This is a genomic window from Pseudomonas sp. NPDC086251, from assembly GCF_044746405.1.
Taxonomy (GTDB): Bacteria; Pseudomonadota; Gammaproteobacteria; order Pseudomonadales; family Pseudomonadaceae; genus Aquipseudomonas.
The window spans coordinates 54,051-75,736 of sequence record NZ_JBIVBY010000026.1 but is presented as its reverse complement, the minus strand read 5'-3'; the positions used below and the strand labels follow the sequence as shown (position 1 = coordinate 75,736).

The following is a 21,686-nucleotide window of genomic DNA, read 5'->3' as shown; positions in this document are numbered from 1 at the left end:
CCATGATCACCCTCCACGAACGCAACGGCTTACCGAACCTCGCCGCCGAGGATGCGCTACCGATTGTCGACGCTCACCATCATTTGTGGGACCTCGGCAACGGGCGTTATCCGTGGCTGCAGGACGAGTATCACGAGGAGTTTTTTCTCGGTGACTATCGCAGCCTGTGCCGTGATTTCCTGCCGGAACAGTTTCTCGCCCTGACCGAAAAGCAACGGTTGGTCGGCACCGTGCATGTCGAGGCCGAGCGTGCCCGCGATGAGCAAGTCGCCGAGACCCGCTGGCTGGAACAGGTGAATGAACGCTACGGCTTCCCGAACGCCATCGTTGCCCACGCCTGGTTCGATCGCGAAGACAGCGCCGAGATTCTCGCCGCCCAGGCCGCGCGGCCGCTGGTGCGGGGCATCCGCTCCAAACCGGTGACCTCGGCATCACCGGATGTCTCGATTGCCGGCGCCAGCGGCACCATGCAGGACCCAAAATGGCTGGAAGGGTTTTCACGACTGGCTCATCACGGGCTGTCATGGGATCTGCGGGTGCCGCCGTGGCACCTGGCCGAGGCCGCTGAAGTGGCGGCAATGTTCCCGCAGATCCGGATTGCCCTGAACCACACCGGTTTCGCCTGGGATCGCAGCCCGGAAGGCATGGCGCGCTGGCGCAAAGGCCTGGAAGCCCTGGCCTTGCAATCGAACGTGCACATCAAGCTCTCGGAATTCGGCCTGAAAGATTCGCCGTGGAACTACGACGACAACCGCGTGGTGGTGTTGACCGCACTGGAAATTTTCGGCCCCGAGCGTTGCATGTTCGCCAGCAACTTCCCGGTCGCCGGATTGCGGGCGTCCTACGACACGATTGCCGATGGCATGGCTGCGATGCTCGCGCCCATGGGCCGCGCGGTGCAGAAAGCGGTGTTCGCCGGCAATGCCCGACGCTTTTACCGACTGGAGGAGCAGCATGGATAACGTATCGGCCATCGACTGGCGCACGCGGTTTCTCGCCAGTGGCGAGGACGCCGACTTGCCCATCGTCGATGCTCACCAACACTACTTCGACATCGAAGCGCATTACTACCCGTGGCTAAACGATCGCCCGTTGCGGCCGTTTCGTTATGGCGATTACTCGTCGATCTGTCGCAACTTTCTGCCCGAGGACTATCGCCCACTCACCGGCAGCCATCGCATCGTGCAGACGGTAGTGATCGAAGGCGAATGGGACCCGGCGACGCCGGCCGATGAGGTGGATTTTGTCGCGTCGCTGGCGAACACCGAGCCGACACTGGGCGCCATGGTCGGTCAGGCTTGGCTGGATCGTGAAGATGCCTCGCAGCTGTTGCGTCAGTACGGCGAGCACCCGCTGGTTCGCGGTGTGCGGCACAAACCGGCGGTGACTAGCCGCGAGGCATGGCGTGAAGATTTTGCCGCGCCAGGCTCGATGCGCGATCCCCGTTGGCGCCAGGGTTACGCACAACTGGCTGATAACGGCCTGCATTTCGAGTTGCAGGCGCCGTGGTGGCATTTGTCGGAGGCCGCCGAGCTGGCCAGAGATTTTCCCGACGTAACCATCGTGGTCAATCACACCGCGCTGCCGTCCGATCGTTCCGACGAAGGCCTGGCGGGTTGGCGCAAGAACCTGGCCCTGTTGGCCCGCGAGCCGAATGTGGCCTTGAAGATTTCCGGCATTTGCATCCCCGGCCAGGCATGGCCCGTCGAGTCGAACCGCGTGGTGGTGAACGATGCGATTTCGATTGTCGGTGTCAGCCGCTGTGCGTTTGCCACCAATTACCCGGTCGATGGCGTGGTGAATGGCATGAGCGAAATTCTCGACGGTTTCAAAACCATCGTCCGGGACCGCTCCCGCGCCGATCGGCTGGCCCGGTTTCATGACAACGCCCGGCGTATTTACCGGCTGACTTGACCCTCATTTGAACAGCTCATCAGGAGTTCCCATGTTTGAAGTTTCAGGCCACAACTACATCGCTGGCACTCGCTCGGCAAACGGTTCGACCACCCTGCAAAGCCACGACGCCAGCACCGGCGAAGCCCTGCCCTACCGCTTTCATCAGGCGACCGTCGATGAAGTGAATGCAGCGGCGCAAGCCGCGGCCAGCGCGTTTCCGACGTTCCGTAACCTGTCGGCCGCGCGCCGTGCCCAATTTCTCGATGCCATCGCCACGGAACTCGATGCGCTAGACGACTCGTTCATCGCCCTGGTGTGCCGGGAAACCGCCCTGCCCGCCGGGCGCATTCAAGGTGAACGAGCGCGCACCAGCGGCCAGATGCGCCTGTTTGCCACGACGCTGCGACGCGGTGATTTCTATGGTGCGCGCATAGACCGTGCGCTGCCGGATCGCCAACCGCTGCCTCGCGCCGACCTGCGTCAATACCGTACCGGGTTGGGCCCGGTCGCCGTGTTCGGTGCCAGCAACTTTCCCCTGGCCTTCTCCACCGCTGGCGGCGATACCTCAGCGGCACTCGCGGCCGGTTGCCCGGTGGTGTTCAAGGCCCACAGCGGGCACATGGCGACCGCCGATTACGTCGCCGATGCGATCACTCGCGCGGCGAAAAAAACCGGCATGCCTGATGGCGTGTTCAGCATGCTCTACGGCAGCGTCGGTGAGGCACTGGTCAAACATCCGGCTATTCAGGCGGTCGGTTTCACCGGCTCGTTGCGCGGCGGTCGGGCGTTGTGCGATATGGCGGCGGCGCGGCCGCAACCGATCCCGGTGTTTGCCGAGATGAGCAGCATCAACCCGGTGCTGCTGATGCCCGAAGCCCTGAAGGCACGCGGCGACAAAATCGCCAGCGAACTGGCGGCCTCCGTGGTGCTCGGCGCCGGTCAGTTCTGCACCAACCCCGGTCTGGTGCTGGGCATTCGCTCGCCAGAGTTCAGCGCATTCCTTGAACGTTTCGCGGCATTGATGGGCGAGCAACCCGCGCAAACCATGCTCAACGCCGGCGCGCTGAAAAGCTATTGTCACGGCCTGGATAACCTCCGTGCTCACAGCGGCATGACGCATTTGGCCGGTGCCGAGCAACAAGGCAACCAGGCGCGACCACAATTGTTCAAGGCCGATGTCAGCCTGTTGATCAACGGTGATGAGCTTTTGCAGGAAGAAGTGTTCGGGCCTACCACCATCGTGGTGGAAGTCGCCGACCAGGCCGAGTTGCTCCAGGCATTGCACGGCTTGCGTGGTCAGTTGACCGCCACCCTGATCGTCGAGACCTCGGAGCTCAGCACCTTGAACGAGGTGTTGGCGCTGCTGGAACAGAAAGTCGGGCGCGTGCTGTTCAACGGTTACCCCACCGGCGTCGAAGTCAGCGATGCGATGGTTCACGGTGGCCCGTATCCGGCGACGTCGGATGCGCGCGGCACGTCGGTCGGGACGTTGGCGATCGATCGTTTTCTACGGCCGGTGTGTTTCCAGAATTGCCCCGACAGCTTGCTTCCCGAAGCGCTGCAGAACGCCAATCCGCTGGGCATTAACCGATTGGTCGACGGTATGGGCGGCCGCGATGCGCTGTAATCCACCCAAGTAACGCCGTAACTAACACCCACGGCTAACAACAACTCCCGCGCCTGTTGAAAAACAGGCGCCGGACACGCTCGTCTCAAAAAACGCTGCATCCACACAACAACAAAAACAGAGGAAGTCTCATGCAAGTTCAACGTCACCCGACACTGCGTTTATCCAAAATGATGTTGGCGGTCACCGCTGCCGTTCTGCTCAATTCAAGTATTTCCCAACTAGCGGTTGCAGAAACCGCACCAACCGCGACGCCAGCGCCTATGCAATGTGCAACTGAAGCGACACCGCGTTACACCAAAACCCCGACCGGTTACCTCATGGTGCTGCGTATGGGCGACAACGCCTTTAAAGAGCTGACCAAACTGGCCATCGCCGAAAAGATCCCGAGCGCCTCTATCAGCGGTATCGGCTTTGGCAACGTTAAGTTCGGCTTCTGGAACAAGGATAAAAAGGACTTCGACGCCAAGACCTTGAACAGCGTCGAGATGGCCAGCATTACCGGCTCCGTGGCGTGGAAGAACGACCAGCCTTCGATCCATATGCACGGCGTTGCCGGTGACGCCACGTTCCAGGCCTATGGCGGCCACATCCTCGACTTTGAAGTCACCACCGGTTCGATGGAAATCACTGTCATCGTCCACCAGCGTCGCCTGGAACGCGGCATCGATCCGTGCATCGGGGCCAATGTCCTGGGGATTTAACCCAAGCCCCACTCACCCAAAAGCATCGCTCCCGCAGGCATGGAACGTTACCGAGTTCCGCGCTGGCGGGAGCCACCCATTCACAGCATTCGCGGACCAGTCCGCTCCCACCTTCAAATTACAAAAATAAAAGGGGCGATACACATGAGCGGTAAGAAGACGGCGGTAACTTTTGCACTGGGTGCCTTTGCACTCAGCACCCAGGCACAGGCGGACTTTCTGAGTGACAGCAAAGCCACGTTGGGGATGAGGAATTTCTACTTCAATAATGACAACCGCGACGGCACCGCCACGCCTTCGAAAACCGAAGAGTGGGCGCAGGGTTTCATGCTGGACTTCAAGTCCGGCTACACCGACGGCACGGTGGGTTTTGGCGTCGATGCACTGGGCTTGATGGGGATTACCCTGGACAGCGGCAAGGGACGGCACGTCGGCAGCAGCATGATTCCGTCGGACAGCGATAACAGCGCTGTCGACGAGTGGAGCCGGCTGGGGTTGACCGCTAAGGTCAAAGTCTCGAAGACCGAACTTCGCCTGGGCACGCTGATACCGAAGCTGCCGATCCTGGTGTCCAACGACGGTCGCCTGCTGCCACAAACCTTCGAAGGCGGGCAAATCACCTCGGGCGAATTCAAGGACCTGACCTTGACAGGCGGACGCATCGAACATGCGACAGGGCGGGGTTCAAGCGATCAGACCGGACTGGCCGCCACAGGCGGTACCCGTGAAAGCAACGAATTCGACTTCGCCGGCGCCGACTGGAAGGTCACCAAAGACCTGACCGCCCAGTATTACTTCGCCAACCTCGACAACTACTACACCCAGCAGTTTTTCGGCCTGATCCACACCCTGGCTATCTCGGACAATCAATCCCTGAAAACCGACCTGCGCTACTTCAACACAGACTCGTCCGGTGCAAACAGCTCGGGCACCACAGGCTACAGAATCAGTGGTTTCACCAAAAACGGTGATGGCGAGATCGACAACCGCACCTGGAGTGCCGCGCTGGTTTACACCGTGGGCGCCCATGCACTGACGGCGGGTTACCAAAGCGTTTCGAGCGGCAGTAACTTCACTCAACTGAGCCAGGGCAACCTGCCAGACAAAGGTGCCGGCGGCGCCAGCCTTTACCTGTACACCGACCGCCTGATTCAAACCTTCACCCGCGCGGGCGAACGCACGTCTTTCGGACAGTATGCGTACGACTTTGCGGGTTTGGGTGTGCCTGGGTTGAAGGCGTCGGTCATCTACCTCAGCGGCGACAACATCAAGACCACCACGGGCGACACCCAAAAGGAATGGGAGCGGGATATCGCCCTGGATTACACGATTCAATCCGGAGCGCTTAAAGGGGTCGGGTTTGGCTGGCGTAACGGCAAGTCCAACAGTGAAGCGAGCCGTGATCAGGACCAGAATCGCTTGATCGTCAGCTACAGCATTCCGCTGCTTTAACACCGCGACACCCCGCCATTGCGCGCACTTCGAGGACGCCGGCCTGGCCTCTTACCTCAGCGCTGACCTTGCGTCAGCGCTTTGTTTTATGCGGGCCGAATCTCATCACTGCACGCGATTGCGCCCGTTGCGTTTGGCCCGGTAGAGCGCATCGTCGGCACGAGTCACGAGCGTTTCCAGGGTATCGCCGGCCTTGGACAGCGCCACACCAAAGGACGCCGTGATGGTGTCGAGCACCGTGTCGGTGACGCGGGCCTTGATCCGCAATGACTGAATTTTCAGGCGCAGCTGTTCAGCAAATGCGCGCGCACTGTCGAGATCGGTGCAGCCTTGCAGGATCACGCAGAACTCTTCGCCGCCATAACGTGCCGCCACGGCTTCGGCCGGCAACGCGTTGCGCAGCACCTGGCCGACATGTTCGAGTACCCGGTCACCCAGCGGATGACCGTACTGGTCGTTGAATTGCTTGAAGTGGTCGATATCCAGCATGACCAGCGCGACTGTCTCGGGTGCCTTGCGCATGGCCTTTTCCAGCACGCGGTTGAAGGCATTTCGGTTCAACACCTGGGTCAGGCCATCCAGCGTGGCAGCCCGGCTGGTACTTTCGAGCTTGTCACGCAGGGCCTTGATCTCGTTTTGCGCGGCGCGCAGCTGGAAGAGAAACAGCGCTTGCTGATCCTGCATCAACTGGGTGCTTTGTTGCAGCTCGTTGAGGATGTTCGGCAGGTTTGTGTCCAGCGGCGCCTCAAGCATTTCCAGGCAATGGCCCAAACTGTCCTGATAATCGCGACTGCCGCTGACGCTGCGCGAGACGTCCCGCTCCATGCCGTCGACCAGATTGATCGCTTGCTGCTGCCCGGCCCGGGCGTCTTCCAGCTCGTCGCGAATGATGTATTCGCGGAACAGCTTCGACGCGGACTCCGGCGGGAAACTGTCGAAGTCCTTCACCACACGATCCAGGTGGCGATTAAGTTCGGGCTCGACACCTTTGCTGTAGGTATACCAGAGGGCGTAGTGCACCGGATTGGGCGGAATGTTGTGACGCACCATCAGCGGCACCGCCTGCTTGAGCAACGCAGCCGCTTCGCGGGAATCCTCGGGATATAACGCTAGAGCATTAGTTCGTGTCTCTGATGGGTTCATGCCGTCACTGTTATTTATTAAAGGAAAACGGAAAGTAGCCGGAGCATAACCGCACGCAGGGCAAACAGCCATGTCCTCGCGGACTGCGTTGCAGGAAAAAAACAGGGGGACGTTCGAAATAAACTGAACTGGCATTGAGCCACTAGTGTCGTAGCGGCATACCAGGAGAATCGGATGAACCGCCCTCGGCATTTTCAAATCACCTATTGCTTCAACAAGCAGCGGCACATTTTTGTCCAGCCTGACTCGCACATGACCGATGAAGACGCCTGGTACTACGCGTGCCTGCATGCGGGCGTGGATCTTTTGTATGGAGAAATCCACTCTGAACATCATGACGCGCAGCTACGCGAACACGCTGAAAGGTCCGGTTTGACGCAGGTTAGATGGGAAGAATTGCCGTAAAAACCTTGTAGCAGCTGGCGCAGCCTGCGTTCGGCTGCGCAGCAGTCGTGAAATCAGGCAATGCGGTGTATCAGGGAGACCGTGTGTTCAGGGTTTACGACTGCTTCGCAGCCGAACGCAGCCTCGCAAGCTCGACAGCTGCTACAGGTCGTGGGCATAAAACTCGTACAAACGAAAACGCCGCTCATTGAGCGGCGTTTGCGTTTTAAGCGGGTTCAGCGCTGTCGACGATCAACAGCACTTCGGCCCGGCCTTGCTTCCGTAACGGGCTTCCTGCCGTTCGCGGAAGAACATCTCGTAGTCCATCACCGGTTTGTCCGGGTGTTTGGTTTGCATATGCTCGACGTAGTTGTCGTAGTCGGGCATGCCGACCATCAGGCGCGCGGCCTGACCGAGGTATTTACCGAGGCGACTCAGGTCATTGAACATGGTTGCAATCCTCGATCACGCGTCCGGAATGGCCTGGAATGGCGCTTCTTTATCCGTACGTTCCTTGGTACCCCAAGCGGCGACACCGACTTTGAGTGCAAAAAACAGGATGCTGAAGACCACGAACAGGAACAGCGCCGTCAGGGTCGCGTTGGTGTACGCGTTGTAGATCACGTGCTGCATCTGCTCGATGCTTTTGGCCGGGGCCAGCACCTGACCGTTGGCCAGGGCATCGCTGTATTTCTTGGCCAGGGCCAGGAAACCGATCGCCGGGTTGGCGTCGAACAGCTTGATGAAGCCTGCGGTCACGGTGCAGATCAGCAGCCATACCGCTGGCAGCATGGTCACCCAAACGTAGCGCTGGCGTTTCATTTTGATCAGTACGACAGTCGCCAACATCAGCGCGATACCGGCCAGCATCTGGTTGGAGATACCGAACAGCGGCCACAAGGTGTTGATGCCGCCCAGTGGATCGATCACGCCTTGGTACAGCAGGTAACCCCACATCGCCACGCAACCGGCGGTCGCGATCAGGTTGGCGGTCCAGGAATCAGTACGCTTCAGGGCCGGCACGAAGGAACCGAGCAAGTCCTGCAGCATGAAACGCCCGGCACGGGTACCGGCGTCAACGGCGGTCAAAATGAACAACGCTTCAAACAGAATCGCGAAGTGGTACCAGAACGCCATGGTGTTTTCACCCGGCAGGACGTGGTGCAGGATCTGCGCGATACCGACCGCCAGGGTCGGCGCGCCGCCAGCACGGGCCAGGATGGTGGTTTCACCAATGTCCTTGGCCACCGCTTGCAGCGCTTCCGGAGTGATTGCAAAACCCCAACTGCTGACGGTTTGCGCAACCGAAACAGCGTCGGCGCCGACAATGGCGGCCGGGCTGTTCATGGCGAAGTACACGCCCGGATCAATCACCGACGCCGCGACCATCGCCATGATGGCGACGAACGATTCCATCAGCATGCCGCCGTAACCGATGTAACGGGCATGCCCTTCGCTGGCCAGCAACTTCGGCGTGGTGCCGGATGCGATCAGCGCGTGGAAACCGGAGACCGCGCCACAGGCAATGGTGATGAACAGGAACGGGAACATCCCGCCCTTCCACACCGGCCCGGTGCCGTCGATGAATTGGGTCAGCGCCGGCATTTTCAGCTCGGGCATGGTGATCAGGATGCCGATCGCCAAGGCGACGATGGTGCCGATTTTGAGGAAGGTCGACAGGTAGTCGCGCGGTGCCAGAATCAGCCACACCGGCAGCACGGCAGCCACGAAACCGTAGCCGATCAGCATCCAGGTGATCTGGATTCCGGTAAAGGTAAAGGCTTTGGCCCACACCGGATCAGCGGCAATCTGCCCACCCAGCCAGATCGAACCGAGCAGCAACAGCACGCCGACCACGGAGATTTCACCGATGCGGCCCGGGCGGATGTAGCGCATGTAAATGCCCATGAACATCGCGATCGGGATGGTCGCCATCACCGTGAAAATCCCCCACGGGCTTTCGGCCAGGGCCTTGACCACGATCAGCGCCAGCACCGCGAGGATGATGATCATGATCAGGAAGCAGCCAAACAGCGCGATGGTCCCGGGGATGCGGCCCATTTCTTCACGGACCATGTCGCCCAGGGAGCGGCCATTGCGGCGGGTGGACATGAACAGGACCATGAAGTCCTGAACCGCACCGGCCAGCACCACGCCGGCGATCAGCCACAGCGTGCCGGGCAAATAGCCCATCTGCGCGGCCAACACCGGACCGACCAGCGGACCCGCGCCCGCAATGGCGGCGAAGTGGTGACCGAAGAGCACGTGTTTGTTGGTCGGCACGTAGTCCAGACCATCGTTGTTGAGTACGGCGGGGGTCGCGCGATTGGGGTCGAGTTGCATCACCTTGGTGGCGATGAACAGACTGTAATAGCGGTAGGCGACGAGGTAGATAGCGACGGCTGCGACTACGATCCAGAGGGCGTTGATCGCTTCGCCGCGGCGCAGGGCCACGACACTTAGCGCAAACGCTCCAAGGACAGCCACGGCAAACCAGGCGAGGTGTTTAGCCAGACGGGGCATAGCGTGTCTCCTGCCGACAGCCAGTGGACTGCGGCGGTAATTTTTATAATTGTGTCCGCTGTGCGGAGCTGGCCCAATATCCCCGCATGCCGTCTACAAATAAATCCGCGTTACTACGTACGCGCCACCTACGTAGTTCTACGTAGATAAACCCAATCCCTTGTGGGAGCGGGCTTGCTCGCGAATGCAATCTGTCATTCAACATCAATGGTGACTGATCTACCGCCTTCGCGAGCAAGCCCGCTCCCACAAGGATTGGCGTTTCAAGTGACGGGCATCCTGGCCACCGGTCATTCCGTCCAGCAGCGCTACAGGGCGGGCGTATCTTTGGCATATGATGCCGAGCCCCGCCTTCCCTCGGTCCGGTCAGGAGCACCGATGCAGCTCAAACACAAAATCGTCGCGCTCGGGATTCTGCCGTTGGTGTTGGCGATCGCCGTCATCTGCGCGCTGGTGATTTCCCTGAACCGCCAATTGGGTGATCAACAGGCGCAGCTGATCGAAGACAGCATTCTGGCCAGCAAGCGCGCCGAATTGAAAAACTACGTCGAAATGGCGCAAAGCCTGATCGCCCCGCTGTACGACGACGGCCACGGTGACGCGCAAGCCCAGCAACAAGTGCTGGAAGAATTGCGCAAACTCAGCTTTGGCATCAACGGCTACTTCTTCGTCTACGACCGCGAGGGCCGCAGCCTGATGCACGCGCGGCAGTCGGATCTGGTGGGGCAATACCTGTGGGACATGAAAGACCCGCACGGCCTCCCCGTAATCCAGGCGCTGCTGAAAAGTGCGCAATCCGGCGAAGGCTTTCAACGCTACGCCTGGAACAAACCCTCTTCCGGCCAGGTCACCGACAAGCTCGCCTACGTGGTGATGCTGGATCGCTGGGGCTGGATGCTCGGGACCGGCATCTACCTTGAAGACGTCGAGCGCGCCACGCAACAGGCGCGGGCCGAGGTCGCGCAGGGCATCCGCAAAACCATGATGGCGATTGCCGTCGTCGCCCTGGTGGCGGTGCTGTTCGTCTTCGCCAGCGGCATGACGCTAAACGTCAGCGAGCATCGCCTGGCCGACAAAAAACTCCAGCGGCTGACCCAGCGCATCGTCAGTTTGCAAGAGGAAGAACGATCACGGGTTTCCCGCGAACTGCACGACGGCATCAGCCAGGTGCTGGTCTCGATCAAGTTTCAGTTCGAACTGGCGAGCCTTGTGCTGGAGAGTGGACAAGACAAGGGCTTGAACATTCTAAAAGAGGCCACGGGGCGCCTGGGCGATGCAATTGGCGAAGTTCGCAGCCTCTCCCACGACTTGCGCTCGTCGCTGCTCGACACCCTTGGCCTGCCAGCGGCGATCGGCCAACTCGCCGCTGAATTCGAACAACGCAGCGGGCTGGTGGTGACCTATGACGACAACGAATTCGCCTGTGATTTGGTCGATGGCGCCGCCGTCTCGCTGTTTCGCATCGTGCAAGAAGGCCTGACCAACATCGAACGCCACGCACAGGCAAAAAACGTCTCCATTACCCTGCACGGGAGCGAAGAATCCGTGCGATTGACCGTGGTCGACGACGGCATCGGTTTCAACGTTGCCCAGGTCGAACGTCGTCACGCCGGCATTGGCCTGCGAAATATCCGTGAACGGGTCGAGCATTTTGGTGGCCGCTTCGACCTGATCTCGATGCCGGGTAGAAGTGAACTCGACGTTTGGCTGCCGATGAAAATGCCCGGCACCAAACGCTGACGTGCCCACCAACAACAAGAGTGAATGCCTGCGATGAACCTGCCCTACCCGATCCGCGTCGCCCTGGTCGACGATCACTCCCTGGTCCGCGACGGCATCAAAGCCTTGCTCGCGGTCATGGCGCCCCTGGAAGTGGTGGGCGAAGCCGAGAACGGCGCGGACGCGATCGAGATGGTCGGGCGCTGCAAGCCGGATCTGTTGCTGGTCGACATCAGCCTCAAAGACATGAACGGCCTGGAACTGACCCGGGTACTACGCAGCCAATACCCGTCGCTCAAGGTGCTGATGCTGAGCATGTACGACAACAATGAATACGTCAGTGAGTCGGTGCGCGCGGGTGCGAGCGGCTACGTCCTGAAGAACTCACCGTCGCGGGAAATCATTGCGGCGATCGAAGCCATCGCCAGCGGCGGCACGTTCTACAGCGCCGAAATTGCCCAGAGACTGATCGCGGATAAAAGCACCGACAATGAGCTGACTCCGCGCGAAAGTCAGGTGCTGTACAAAATGGCCCAGGGGCTGAACAACAAGGAAATGGCCCGGGAGCTGGACATCAGCGTGCGCACAGTCGAAACCCATCGCCTGAGCATCCGCCGCAAACTCAACATCGACAAACCCGCGGCGCTGGTCAAATACGCGATCGATCACGGGATCATTTCGCGGTAGCCCACAACGCACGTGTAGCAGCTGGCGAAGCCTGCGTTCGGCTGCGCAGCAGTCGTAAAACCTGCGCACGCGGTATCCCTGAGGCACCGCATTGTCTGATTTCACGACTGCTTCGCAGCCGAACGCAGGCTTCGCCAGCTGCTACATCTATGGTGGTGCTGCTCTCAGACCAGTCCGCGGCTACCGGCATAAGCCACCACCACCTGATTCAGAGCGGCAATCAGCACATGGCTATCATTGGCCTGCAACGCGGTTTCGAGGCTGTCCATGTAGCCCAGCAATTGCATCTGAATCTGCTGGGCAAATTCCGGGCTGACTTCCTGGTCTTCATAGAACAACACATACGCGCGGCAAAACTCGCCGACGAAAAAACACAGCGCAGCCTGCTCCGGTACGGTGCGAATCAGTTGCTCGCAGTGCATGCGCACGCGTTTGAACGCATCGGTGCCGGGCAAGGCATTGCGAAACTCCTGGACAGCGGTTGAAAAGTTCATGGCAGACTCCTTACAACGTCAGTGAAATGAACAGCCATCAACGATCGAACGACAGTCGTTGGCCGTGAACACCCGTGGCGACCCGCGTACCGTCCCAGACCCATTGCCCATTAACAAAAGTGCTGACGATGCGTGATGAAAACGTCACGCCTTCGAACGGACTCCAGCCGCATTTGGACAGCACCTGCGACCGCTCCACGGTCTGGGACTTGTGCGGATCAACCAACACAAGATCCGCCGCATAACCTTCCCGGAGAAACCCGCGCCGGGCCACGTCGAACAGCATGGCCGGGGCATGGCTGACCGCTTCGACAACCCGTTCCAGGCTCAACTCACCGGCGAACGTGCGCTCCAGCGCCGCTTGCAGGGCGAACTGCACCAACGGCAAACCGGAAGGCGCTTTCTGATAGGAGCCTTGCTTTTCCTCCAGCAAGTGCGGGGCATGATCAGTCGCCAGCACATCGATACGGCCCTGAGCCAGCGCACGGACAATCGCTTGCCGATCCGCCTCGGTCTTCACCGCCGGATTGCATTTGAGGCGCATGCCCAGGTGCTCGTAATCACTGTCATTGAAGTGCAGGAAATGCACGCAGGTTTCCGCCGTGATCTGCTTGTCCATCAGCGACCCGGGCTCGAACAGTTCAAGCTCCTCGGCGGTGGAAATGTGCAGCACATGCAAGCGGGTTCCGTGCTTGCGGGCCAGGTCGATGGCCAGTCGCGTGGATTTGATGCAGGCCTCGCGGGAGCGGATCAGCGGGTGCATCCGCGCCGGAATCTCTTCGCCGAATTCGCGCAGGGCATGCTGCAGGTTGTCCTCGATCATCGGCGAGTCTTCGCAGTGGGTGATGATCATCACCGGCGTGTCGCGAAAGATCCCGTTCAGTACTTCCGGATCGTCCACCAGCATATTGCCGGTGGAGGCGCCCATGAACACTTTGACCCCAGGCGTACTCTTGGGATCAATCCCGCGAATCGCCTCAAGATTGTCGTTGCTCGCGCCCATATAAAAGGCGTAATTGACCACTGACGATTGCGCCGCTATGGCGTACTTGGCCTCCAGTGAAGCGCGATCCAGGGCCGGCGGACGGGTGTTGGGCATTTCCATGAAGCTGGTAATGCCACCGGCGGCACAGGCCCGCGATTCGCTGGCGATATCGGCCTTGTGCGTCATCCCCGGTTCGCGAAAATGCACCTGATCGTCGATCATGCCCGGTAACAGCCAGAGGCCCGTGGCGTCGATCACTTCCTCATTGGGCTTCGGTTCGAGGCGCGGCGCGATCCGTTCGATAAGGCCGTCGCGCACCCGCAAGTCACTGCGAAAGCGCCGGCCCTCATTGACCAATGTGGCGTTACGGATCAGCCAAGAATTACGTGCGAGTGTCATACGGTCAACTCCTGCGTGGTGTGATAAAGCACCTCCGTTGCCTCGATAAAATCGTCCAGCTCCATGGCCTCATGAGGGTTGTGCGAGCCGTGCTGATTGCGGATGAAGAGCATGGCGCTGGGGATTCCGGCGTTGGCGAAAACCGCAGCGTCATGCCCCGCACCACTCGGTGTCAGGACGCCTTTCCAGCCATGCTCGCGGGTCACCCGGACGAGCGCATCGACCCACGGGCCATGCATGGCGGCCGGTTGGGTGTCGATTCGTTCGTCGAACTCGAAACGCACCTGACGGTGTTCTTCGATGTGGCGGATTTCGGCATGGATCAAGCGATAGAAGGCTTCCAGCGTAGGTTGATGCAGGCTGCGGATTTCCAGGCTGAAGGAGACCTCCCCGGGAATGCGCGAGACGGCGTGATGTGAGGCGTTGGTCCCGAATGTGCCGACGGTGACGACCAGGTCCTTGCCGTCGCTCAGCCACTCGCCCCAGCGTTGATCGATGTGCGCCACCAGTTCGCTGACCGCAAACACCGAGTCGTGCCGGTCCTCACGGGACACCGCACCGGAATGGCCATCCTCGCCCAGGCAACGCACCAGGTTATGCCGCAGGTTGCCCCGAATACCGGGCACGATGCCGATCGCCTGGCCCATTCGCTCAAGGGACTCGGCCTGCTCGATATGCACTTCCAGGTAACCGGCGAATTGTTCGCGCTCGATCAACCATTGCTGGCTGACGATGGCCTCCAGATCGGCGCCGACCGCGCGCATCGCCTCACCGAGGGTCTTTTTACTGAAGCGGTTGACCAGCGCCAGATCATGGCCGGTCAGCCCCCCGATCAAGGCCCGCGAGCCCATGTACGACTTGCCGAACCAGGCACTTTCTTCACCGCGCAAACCCAGCACCCGCAAAGGCTGCAGGGTTTGCACCTGTTCACGATCGAGCCGAATCAGGCACAACAGCCCCGCCACCACACCGGCGAGCCCATCGTAGTTGCCGCCCTGGGGAACAGAGTCAAGGTGCGAACCGATCCAGATCGCGGGCTGCCCGTTGTCATTGGCGCGTTGATAAATCACGTTGCCGGCGCGGTCGGTGTGGACGTGCAACCCATTGGCCCGGGCAAATTGCGACAGGTAGGCAATCGCGGCGTTTTCACCCGCGCCATAGCTCTCGCGGGTGATGCCGATTTCCAGGTCTTGGGACAGCTCGGCGATCTCACTGAAAATCTGTCGCGCCTGTTGTTTCCAGAGAGTGCTCATGGCAATGCTCCAAAGGCAGCGGCGGGAGAGTCGTCGAGGCTGCCGATCAGTGAACTCAAGCGACTGATGCCTTTGCGCCGGCAGAACACTTCCAGCTCATTGACCATCAGGTTCATGGTTTTCGGATGGATAAACGTGGCCGTCCCGACTTGCACCGCACTGGCCCCGGCATAGATGAATTCCAACGCGTCGTCGGCGGTGGAAATGCCGCCACAACCGATGACCGGAATCTGCAACGCCTGGGCGCATTGATAGGTCAGGCGGACCATCAGCGGTTTGATCGTGGCGCCGGAAATCCCGCCCATGAAATTGCCCAGCCGCGCGCGACCTTTTTCGATGTCGATAGACAGCCCCAACAAAGTATTGCCGACCACCACCGCATCGGCGCCCTCCTCCTGGGCGGACAGCGCAATGTCGACGATCTCGCCGCTGTTCGGCGTGAGCTTGACCCACAGCGGCAACGCCGTGGAGGCACGCATCAACCTGACCACGTCGCGGGTGCTGTCGGCACGCATGCCGAACGATTCCCCGTGTGCTTCCAGGTTCGGGCAGGAAATGTTCGCTTCGATTCCGGCAACGCCCGGCACATCGCTCAGCCGTGCTGCCAACTCGGCAAACCCCTGGGCGGTGGGCGCGGAAATGCTGACGATCAGCGGCGAATCAAAATCGCGGTAGAACGGCACCACCTTTTCGATGAACAGGTCCGCGCCTTTGCTCGGAATACCGATGGCGTTCATCATGCCGTCGGCCAATTCACAGACCCGTGGCATGGGGTTGCCGGTGCGTTTTTCGCTAGTAATGGTCTTGGTCACCAACGCACCCAGGTTGTTGAAATCCAGCAAGTGAGTGAGTTCTTCGGCGAAGGTGCCAGAGGCCGGCATCACCGGATTTTTCAGGCGCAGGCCGCCGATGTTTACGCTTAAATCAATCATTCCAGCACCTCCGCCAGGTCGAACACCGGGCCTTCCAGACACACTCGTTTGCCAATTTTCAAACCGTCGACTTCAAACACATCGACACAGCACTGGCACATCCCCAGCCCGCACACCATCTGCTGCTCCAGCGCGACCTGCCCGGCCAGCCCAAGCTCGCCCGACAGCCGTTTGAGCAAACGGGTCAGACGTTTCGAGCCACAGGTGAACAGCGCATTGCTGCCTTCGCGAGCAATGATGTCGCGCAGGACCTGTTCGATGTTTTCCAGTGAGCTGCTGCCGTCTTCATCGAGCACGCTGACGACTTCCGCGCCCAGGGAGGCGAAGCGTTCCCGTGACAGCAGGCTCTTTTCGCTGCGAGCGCTGAGTACCGCAGTGAGTTTGATGCCGAGGGCATGCGCCGCTTCAGCCAGCGGCGCAAGCGTCGCCAGGCCTACACCGCGTGCGACGATGGTCATGTGCTGCCAGTTCGCATCCAGATCGAATCCCTTGCCCAACGGCCCGAGGATCTCCAGGGTCTGCTGCTCGCCCAGGGTTTCCAGGCCGAAGGTGCCCTTGCCGGTGACCTTGTAGAGGAACTCCACTTGGCCGCTCAGCGGATCGGCTTTGTAAGTGCTCATCGGCCGACGAAAGAACGGCTTGTGCTCGCCCTCGCTGGGGCAAAGCAAATTGAAAAACTGCCCGGGCTGCGAGTGGCACGCCGCGCCATCGGCTTGCAGGACCAGACGCTTGTATTCGTCGTTGACCCATTCGTTGGAAAGCACCACCGCCAACGTATCGTTCGGTGGCGTGACGGCGATGGCCCGGCAGCAGCTGGAAATCACGGTCATTTTGAAAGCCCTCTGTTTTTGTCTAATTTTTGATACAGGCAAATCAAAGATAAGCGGTGCCGCCCTAGGAATGGCAGCACCGCGAGTTGTTTTGTGTCTTTACGAGACCAACTCTACGCCTGAGAAAATCATTTGTCTAATTATTGATACGGCGCGGACGATTTTTTTTATGGGCGTTGCGAATCCGCCTGAATCGCCGGTTCTTGTCGTGCTGGTGCGGCGGTGGATTGGCCCGCATCACCCTGGCTGCGCGGCAGTAAAAACAAGGTCGCGGCCATGGCCAGCAGGTAGATGCTGGCGAGCAGCATGATCGCCGCCGAGAACGAGTACGCCAGGGCTATCGCACCCACCACCAGCGGGCCAAAACCACCGACCCCGCGCCCGACGTTGAACAGCACGTTCTGCGCCGTGGCCCGTACTTGAGCCGGGTACAGATCGGAGATCAACGCGCCGTAACCACCGATCATCCCGTTGACGAAAATCCCCATGATCACACCGGTAAACAGCATGCTGATCGGGTCGGTCAGGTTGGCATAAATCAGCACCATGACCGCCGCACTGGCCTGATACAGCAGGAAGATTTTGCGCCGTCCGAAGCGGTCCGCCAGTTGCCCGAACAACCAGATGCCGAACGCCATGCCCACCACCGTCGCGGCGGTCCAGGTGCCGGACGCGGTCAACGAAAAGCCGAACTGCCGGGACAAGTAACTGGGCATCCAGATCATGATTCCGTAGTAACCGAAGTTCTGCACCGAGGTCAGCACCATCACGCCAATGCTGGCCTTGCTGGTGGGCACGTCCTTGAACAGTTCGCCAAAGCGCCGGGAGAAGGAAATCGGATTGGCCGTGGCCTTCACGAACTCCTCCGGCTCGCCCATGGTGTGGCGAATCACGAAGGACAGCAGCGCGGGCACCAGCCCGACCAGGAACATTCCGCGCCAACCGATATGCGGCAACAGCAACGGCGTCAACAGCGCCGCCGCCAACACCCCGGCCTGCCATCCCATGCCGACATAGGACGAGGCACGGTTGCGCTTGTTGGCCGGCCAGGTCTCGGCGATCAACGCCATGCCGATGCCGAACTCGCCACCGAGACCGAACCCGGCGAGGGTGCGGTAGGTGAGCAAATCCCAGTAACCCTGGGCCAGCGAACACAACCCGGTGAATATCGAAAACACCAGAATGCACACGCTGAGCATCTTCACCCGGCCGTAACGGTCGCTGAGCTGACCGAAGATCAGGCCCCCAGCCACAGCGCCGAGCAAGGTCCAGGTCACCAGCGAGCCGGCCTCGGAGGTGGTCAGCCCCAACCCGATGGTGATCGCCGGCAACATGAAACCGAGGATCAGCAAGTCGAAGCCGTCCATGGCGTAGCCGGTCACGCTGGCGATCAACGCCTTGCGCGGTGACGCGTCCGCCTTGGCGGCACTTGAGTCGTTGTGCGTCTTCACAGTCATTACCTCTTGTTGTTATCACTGATTGAAGCGGCCTGCCCGTGATCGGGGATCACCGCTGACTCATCCCTTGAAGGAAACAACGCCTCCTGCTTTCACCGGAGCGAGCGCTGAGTCTACGAACAAATGAGACGGATTGTCTAATTTTTGATACTGACCAGGCGAAATTTTAAGATTGCGTGTCTACAGGTGCCACTCCAGGTTGATCGACAACGCATCGACGTCCGTGCCCGGACCGCTTTCATTGCCGAATTTGTTGCGCCAGTACTCGTAACCCGGGCCGATCCACAATACGTTTTTTTCGCCCCAGCCCAGCTGCCCGACATCCAGCATCAACGAGGTACGCATCAGTTGCTCCGCGCCTGTGGGACGGTTTTGATAGTCATCGCCCTTCTTGCTGCTATAGGTGTAATAACCCTGGAACTTGAGCGGCAGCGGGCCCGCCGTGAACGGCACGCCCCAGGTCAGGTTGAACTGGAAGAACGGGTCGAACAGCAGGTCAGTGTGATTGCCCGGTTTGCTGCACACGTCCAGGCCACAGTGGTTCCACTCCCGGGCGTAGAGCACGCTGGCGTCAAGAAAGCCCGCCGGCAGCGCGAACTTGAGCGTCGGGCCAAGCAGCAGCAAGCGCTTGTTGGAGGCGAACTCATTGTTCTTGGTGTTGTAGTCGAAGCCAGCGGTCAGCGCGACGTCCTTGACCGGGCCGAACGCCAGCGGTTTGTCGAAGAATTTGCCGTACTGCAATTGGTTGCGGTAGGTGAGATAAAACTCGGTGGCGCCGGTGCCCCCGCCCTTGGCCGGGTCCGTGCTGTCGGACTTGAACACATCCAGGTTGATGAAGTTCTGCCCCAGTCGGTAACTGCTGACATGGGTGACTTGCAGGATGTTCTTGGCCACGTCCCTGGTCTTGCCGGGATCGGTGTAATTCTCGCTGTAGCGGTAACCGATCAGCGTGTCGCTGAAGCCCGGCGCAGCCAGCGCACACGACGCCAACGTGACCAGCGAAATCGAAACGAACGAAGTCAAAGCAATGGAATGACGCATGGGTGAGCTCCGTATTTTTATTGGTTTGCGGGCGTTTTCTTTAAGCACATGTGAGTGGGTTGAACGTCTCCTCGGGTTTCTCCAGGCAACGCGCGACCCTCCCATGACGTTGAATGGGCTCGGCTGGCAAATGCGGTCAGCGCAAACTGGGGGTGAAGCGTTCGGGTTCAGCCGACGGGAATGGGGATATTCATGGACATGGCGTCACCTTTTTTGTATTTTTTAGACAACGGGACTGTTTCCGTCTAAATATTGATACAACCAAGCCCCAACGAGGTCAAGAAATTTTCTTTGCCCACTCGGAGATACCGTGAGCCAAATCGACTACCAAGCCATCGGTGAGCGCCTCAGGGCTTACCGTATCGGGCGCCAACTGAATGCCGACCAGGTGGCGGAAAAACTCGATATCTCCCGAGCGGCGGTGTATCGCCTTGAGCTGGGTAAAATCGTCAAACTGGAAACCCTGGATCGCCTGGCACAACTGCTCAAGGTGCCCCTCAACAGCTTGTTGGGTTCGGATACCGAGTATTTCGATAACGCCCTGGGATACTTCGAACGCATGCGCCAACTCGAAGCGCGCTCCGTCAGCATCCAGTCCTATTTCGATCCGTTTTCCTACCTGCTGACCTCACCGGAATACCCCGAGCTGTTCAAGACCATGCTCGATGAAGCCCGGCCGAACGATTTCGATGCCAGCCAAGACGCCATGCAGGCGCAAATACTCGACATTCTCAACGAACGTAAAGCGACCTTTTCAAAGCAGAAATTCGAAGTCCAATCCATCATCAGCCTGCGACAGATCGAACGCTACCTGCACATCGGCCTGGTCGGCCGTCTCGACTTGCCCCCCAGCGTAAGAATGGAACGCGCCCTGCTCGCCCGTCGTGAAGTCGAAAACCTGATCGACAAAATCGGCAGCGAAGGCTCGCGCTTCAACATCTTCCTGATCGACGAAACATTGCCAAGCGCTACGTTCCAGATCTTCCAGCAGCCGCACACCAGTTATGTTGCGGTGAGTCCGTATCGATTGGGTGAGTTACCTAATATCCATACGGGAATCGCCAGCGTCACCTCCTCGCCTGAGGCGGTGGAGATGTATAAGAACATGACGGAGGGCTTGCTTAGGCGGGCGCACAGTGGGGAGGCGGCGAAGCGGCAGTTGGTGCAGTTGTTGGCGAAGCTTTGAGGGGTACCGTTTTCGGTGCGCAATACATAGTTTCGCACAGGCTACCAGGAGACTGATGACTTGATACTGCCGTATTTCGAGCTGGCATCGCTGACAGTCATTTCTTTCGACATATTCAACTGCAACACCGTTCTGACAGTATCAAACGGCGGCACGACTCGCGTCCGGATTTACCCCCCTTTCTTCCGAAACGTCTGATAGCGTGGTTGTGCTTTTCCTCATAGATTAAATCCGTACCAAGACGAACTCTGCTGAAGGCTACAGCCTGTTGCACGACTTGGTATTTGAACAAAGCGGAAAGCTCGTAAGGCGTTTAAGCGGAGGGGCTCATTGTGTTTCGCTTACGAACCATAGTGTGCTTACGTACGCATAGCGATCTTGCAATCTCCGACCTCGAGTCCTCCTACCGAACAATCACAGGAATCTTTTACATGCAAGATCTCATCACCCGCATGGACGGTTGGTTGCAAAAGCACCGGCCAGCCTATTACGCAACACTTGCTACTGGTGTGTCAGTTGCTGCATTGGACGACTACGAGCGCCGAACTGGCATCACGCTCCCAACAGACCTCCGGGCGCTCTGGTTATGGAAGAATGGGAGTACCGAGGAAGCGCTATTTACCAATCACATGTTCATCTCTGTCGAAGACAGCCTGAGCAGCAAGCTGGAGCTCGACGGAATGATTGGGTATGACTTCGAAGACCCAGAATGGTGGAAACGGCAGTGGGTACCCTTTACGCTGAGTTTTGGCGGCGATCATCTCTGTATCGATATAGTGTCTGAAAAACCAGGTGAGATTATCGACTTCTGGCACGACGACCCACGACGCGAAGTGGTTGCCCCAACGCTAGAAGATTGGTTGCACAGCCTTGTGGAAACCATGGAGTCCGGGCGGCTGGAACTGGCCTAGTCCCTAACTTTTCCATCTAAAGCGGAACGCGTTATCCGCCACCCCATCCGGCGGATAACATTG

The 21,686-nt window shown here is 59.5% G+C and carries 20 protein-coding genes; 10 read left to right on the top strand and 10 right to left on the bottom strand.

Annotated features, from left to right (window positions below; all coding sequences use genetic code 11):
* Positions 1-2: 2 nt before the first annotated feature.
* The 5 genes from ACIPL2_RS25885 to ACIPL2_RS25865 all read left to right on the top strand — a co-directional run bounded on the left by ACIPL2_RS25885 (position 3) and on the right by ACIPL2_RS25865 (position 5,679).
* Positions 3-962 carry an amidohydrolase family protein gene (locus tag ACIPL2_RS25885; RefSeq protein ID WP_401361114.1) on the top strand — a complete coding sequence of 320 codons (960 nt, stop codon included), beginning with the start codon at positions 3-5 and terminating at the stop codon, positions 960-962.
* Positions 955-1,914 carry an amidohydrolase family protein gene (locus tag ACIPL2_RS25880; protein ID WP_401361112.1) on the top strand — a complete coding sequence of 320 codons (960 nt, stop codon included), beginning with the start codon at positions 955-957 and terminating at the stop codon, positions 1,912-1,914. Before ACIPL2_RS25885 ends, ACIPL2_RS25880 begins: the two co-directional genes overlap by 8 nt.
* Before the next feature lie 31 nt (positions 1,915-1,945).
* Positions 1,946-3,523, top strand: a complete 1,578-nt coding sequence (locus ACIPL2_RS25875) for an aldehyde dehydrogenase (NADP(+)) (protein WP_401361110.1) — start codon at positions 1,946-1,948, stop codon at positions 3,521-3,523.
* A 131-nt stretch (positions 3,524-3,654) separates the two neighbouring features.
* Positions 3,655-4,227 (top strand): PPC domain-containing DNA-binding protein, encoded by a 573-nt coding sequence (locus ACIPL2_RS25870; protein WP_059406023.1) that lies wholly within the window; start codon positions 3,655-3,657, stop codon positions 4,225-4,227.
* 144 nt (positions 4,228-4,371) lie between these two features.
* Positions 4,372-5,679, top strand: a complete 1,308-nt coding sequence (locus tag ACIPL2_RS25865; protein ID WP_401361108.1) for an OprD family porin — start codon at positions 4,372-4,374, stop codon at positions 5,677-5,679.
* Between the two features lie 105 nt (positions 5,680-5,784).
* Here the strand turns inward: ACIPL2_RS25865 and ACIPL2_RS25860 are convergent, their stop codons facing one another.
* Positions 5,785-6,822, bottom strand: coding sequence for a GGDEF domain-containing protein (locus ACIPL2_RS25860; protein WP_401361106.1), 1,038 nt, complete (start codon positions 6,820-6,822; stop codon positions 5,785-5,787).
* A 174-nt stretch (positions 6,823-6,996) separates the two neighbouring features.
* Here ACIPL2_RS25860 and ACIPL2_RS25855 point away from each other — a divergent pair, with 174 nt between their 5' ends.
* A complete protein-coding gene (locus ACIPL2_RS25855) occupies positions 6,997-7,227 on the top strand; it encodes a DUF6555 family protein (RefSeq protein WP_401361104.1) in 231 nt (76 codons plus the stop codon).
* 231 nt (positions 7,228-7,458) lie between these two features.
* On the opposite strand, the gene ACIPL2_RS25850 is transcribed toward ACIPL2_RS25855, so the two are convergent.
* Positions 7,459-7,656: a YbdD/YjiX family protein gene (locus ACIPL2_RS25850; protein WP_054050768.1), complete on the bottom strand. Its 198-nt coding sequence runs from the start codon at positions 7,654-7,656 to the stop codon at positions 7,459-7,461.
* A gap of 15 nt (positions 7,657-7,671) precedes the next feature.
* Positions 7,672-9,729 (bottom strand): carbon starvation CstA family protein, encoded by a 2,058-nt coding sequence (locus tag ACIPL2_RS25845; RefSeq protein WP_401361101.1) that lies wholly within the window; start codon positions 9,727-9,729, stop codon positions 7,672-7,674.
* Positions 9,730-10,107: 378 nt separating this feature from the next.
* On the opposite strand from ACIPL2_RS25845, the gene ACIPL2_RS25840 reads away from it, so the two are divergent.
* A complete protein-coding gene (locus tag ACIPL2_RS25840) occupies positions 10,108-11,469 on the top strand; it encodes a cache domain-containing protein (protein ID WP_401361099.1) in 1,362 nt (453 codons plus the stop codon).
* A gap of 33 nt (positions 11,470-11,502) precedes the next feature.
* Positions 11,503-12,135, top strand: coding sequence for a response regulator transcription factor (locus tag ACIPL2_RS25835; RefSeq protein WP_059406030.1), 633 nt, complete (start codon positions 11,503-11,505; stop codon positions 12,133-12,135).
* A 164-nt stretch (positions 12,136-12,299) separates the two neighbouring features.
* Here ACIPL2_RS25835 and ACIPL2_RS25830 read toward each other — a convergent pair whose 3' ends face one another.
* From ACIPL2_RS25830 to ACIPL2_RS25800, 7 genes are all read right to left on the bottom strand, one after another.
* Positions 12,300-12,629 carry a hypothetical protein gene (locus ACIPL2_RS25830; protein WP_401361096.1) on the bottom strand — a complete coding sequence of 110 codons (330 nt, stop codon included), beginning with the start codon at positions 12,627-12,629 and terminating at the stop codon, positions 12,300-12,302.
* 37 nt (positions 12,630-12,666) lie between these two features.
* Positions 12,667-14,013 (bottom strand): dihydroorotase, encoded by a 1,347-nt coding sequence (locus ACIPL2_RS25825; protein WP_401361094.1) that lies wholly within the window; start codon positions 14,011-14,013, stop codon positions 12,667-12,669.
* On the bottom strand, positions 14,010-15,266 hold the full coding sequence (locus ACIPL2_RS25820; protein WP_401361092.1) for an allantoate amidohydrolase: 1,257 nt from the start codon (positions 15,264-15,266) through the stop codon (positions 14,010-14,012). Before ACIPL2_RS25820 ends, ACIPL2_RS25825 begins: the two co-directional genes overlap by 4 nt.
* Positions 15,263-16,198 (bottom strand): dihydroorotate dehydrogenase, encoded by a 936-nt coding sequence (locus ACIPL2_RS25815; protein WP_401361090.1) that lies wholly within the window; start codon positions 16,196-16,198, stop codon positions 15,263-15,265. The genes ACIPL2_RS25820 and ACIPL2_RS25815 overlap by 4 nt, the downstream gene beginning before the upstream one ends.
* Positions 16,195-17,028, bottom strand: a complete 834-nt coding sequence (locus ACIPL2_RS25810; protein ID WP_401361088.1) for a dihydroorotate dehydrogenase electron transfer subunit — start codon at positions 17,026-17,028, stop codon at positions 16,195-16,197. The genes ACIPL2_RS25815 and ACIPL2_RS25810 overlap by 4 nt, the downstream gene beginning before the upstream one ends.
* A gap of 167 nt (positions 17,029-17,195) precedes the next feature.
* Positions 17,196-18,485: an MFS transporter gene (locus tag ACIPL2_RS25805; protein WP_401361086.1), complete on the bottom strand. Its 1,290-nt coding sequence runs from the start codon at positions 18,483-18,485 to the stop codon at positions 17,196-17,198.
* A gap of 180 nt (positions 18,486-18,665) precedes the next feature.
* Positions 18,666-19,526, bottom strand: coding sequence for a hypothetical protein (locus ACIPL2_RS25800; protein WP_401361084.1), 861 nt, complete (start codon positions 19,524-19,526; stop codon positions 18,666-18,668).
* A gap of 310 nt (positions 19,527-19,836) precedes the next feature.
* Between ACIPL2_RS25800 and ACIPL2_RS25795 the strand changes: the two genes are divergently transcribed.
* Complete coding sequence (locus ACIPL2_RS25795; RefSeq protein WP_401361082.1) at positions 19,837-20,712, top strand: helix-turn-helix domain-containing protein; 876 nt, start codon at positions 19,837-19,839, stop codon at positions 20,710-20,712.
* 431 nt (positions 20,713-21,143) lie between these two features.
* A complete protein-coding gene (locus tag ACIPL2_RS25790) occupies positions 21,144-21,623 on the top strand; it encodes an SMI1/KNR4 family protein (protein WP_401361080.1) in 480 nt (159 codons plus the stop codon).
* The last annotated feature ends 63 nt before the right edge of the window (positions 21,624-21,686 follow it).

Bases quoted from the DNA above. Each gene is read 5' to 3' on its own strand.
- ACIPL2_RS25800 (WP_401361084.1), bottom strand. From the start codon at position 19,526: ATGCGTCATTCCATTGCTTTGACTTCGTTCGTTTCGATTTCGCTGGTC.
- ACIPL2_RS25875 (WP_401361110.1), top strand. From the start codon at position 1,946: ATGTTTGAAGTTTCAGGCCACAACTACATCGCTGGCACTCGCTCGGCA.
- ACIPL2_RS25830 (WP_401361096.1), bottom strand. From the start codon at position 12,629: ATGAACTTTTCAACCGCTGTCCAGGAGTTTCGCAATGCCTTGCCCGGC.
- ACIPL2_RS25860 (WP_401361106.1), bottom strand. From the start codon at position 6,822: ATGAACCCATCAGAGACACGAACTAATGCTCTAGCGTTATATCCCGAG.
- ACIPL2_RS25855 (WP_401361104.1), top strand. From the start codon at position 6,997: ATGAACCGCCCTCGGCATTTTCAAATCACCTATTGCTTCAACAAGCAG.
- ACIPL2_RS25835 (WP_059406030.1), top strand. From the start codon at position 11,503: ATGAACCTGCCCTACCCGATCCGCGTCGCCCTGGTCGACGATCACTCC.
- ACIPL2_RS25810 (WP_401361088.1), bottom strand. From the start codon at position 17,028: ATGACCGTGATTTCCAGCTGCTGCCGGGCCATCGCCGTCACGCCACCG.
- ACIPL2_RS25865 (WP_401361108.1), top strand. From the start codon at position 4,372: ATGAGCGGTAAGAAGACGGCGGTAACTTTTGCACTGGGTGCCTTTGCA.
- ACIPL2_RS25880 (WP_401361112.1), top strand. From the start codon at position 955: ATGGATAACGTATCGGCCATCGACTGGCGCACGCGGTTTCTCGCCAGT.
- ACIPL2_RS25805 (WP_401361086.1), bottom strand. From the start codon at position 18,485: ATGACTGTGAAGACGCACAACGACTCAAGTGCCGCCAAGGCGGACGCG.
- ACIPL2_RS25820 (WP_401361092.1), bottom strand. From the start codon at position 15,266: ATGAGCACTCTCTGGAAACAACAGGCGCGACAGATTTTCAGTGAGATC.
- ACIPL2_RS25840 (WP_401361099.1), top strand. From the start codon at position 10,108: ATGCAGCTCAAACACAAAATCGTCGCGCTCGGGATTCTGCCGTTGGTG.
- ACIPL2_RS25885 (WP_401361114.1), top strand. From the start codon at position 3: ATGATCACCCTCCACGAACGCAACGGCTTACCGAACCTCGCCGCCGAG.
- ACIPL2_RS25825 (WP_401361094.1), bottom strand. From the start codon at position 14,013: ATGACACTCGCACGTAATTCTTGGCTGATCCGTAACGCCACATTGGTC.
- ACIPL2_RS25845 (WP_401361101.1), bottom strand. From the start codon at position 9,729: ATGCCCCGTCTGGCTAAACACCTCGCCTGGTTTGCCGTGGCTGTCCTT.
- ACIPL2_RS25870 (WP_059406023.1), top strand. From the start codon at position 3,655: ATGCAAGTTCAACGTCACCCGACACTGCGTTTATCCAAAATGATGTTG.
- ACIPL2_RS25815 (WP_401361090.1), bottom strand. From the start codon at position 16,198: ATGATTGATTTAAGCGTAAACATCGGCGGCCTGCGCCTGAAAAATCCG.
- ACIPL2_RS25850 (WP_054050768.1), bottom strand. From the start codon at position 7,656: ATGTTCAATGACCTGAGTCGCCTCGGTAAATACCTCGGTCAGGCCGCG.
- ACIPL2_RS25790 (WP_401361080.1), top strand. From the start codon at position 21,144: ATGCAAGATCTCATCACCCGCATGGACGGTTGGTTGCAAAAGCACCGG.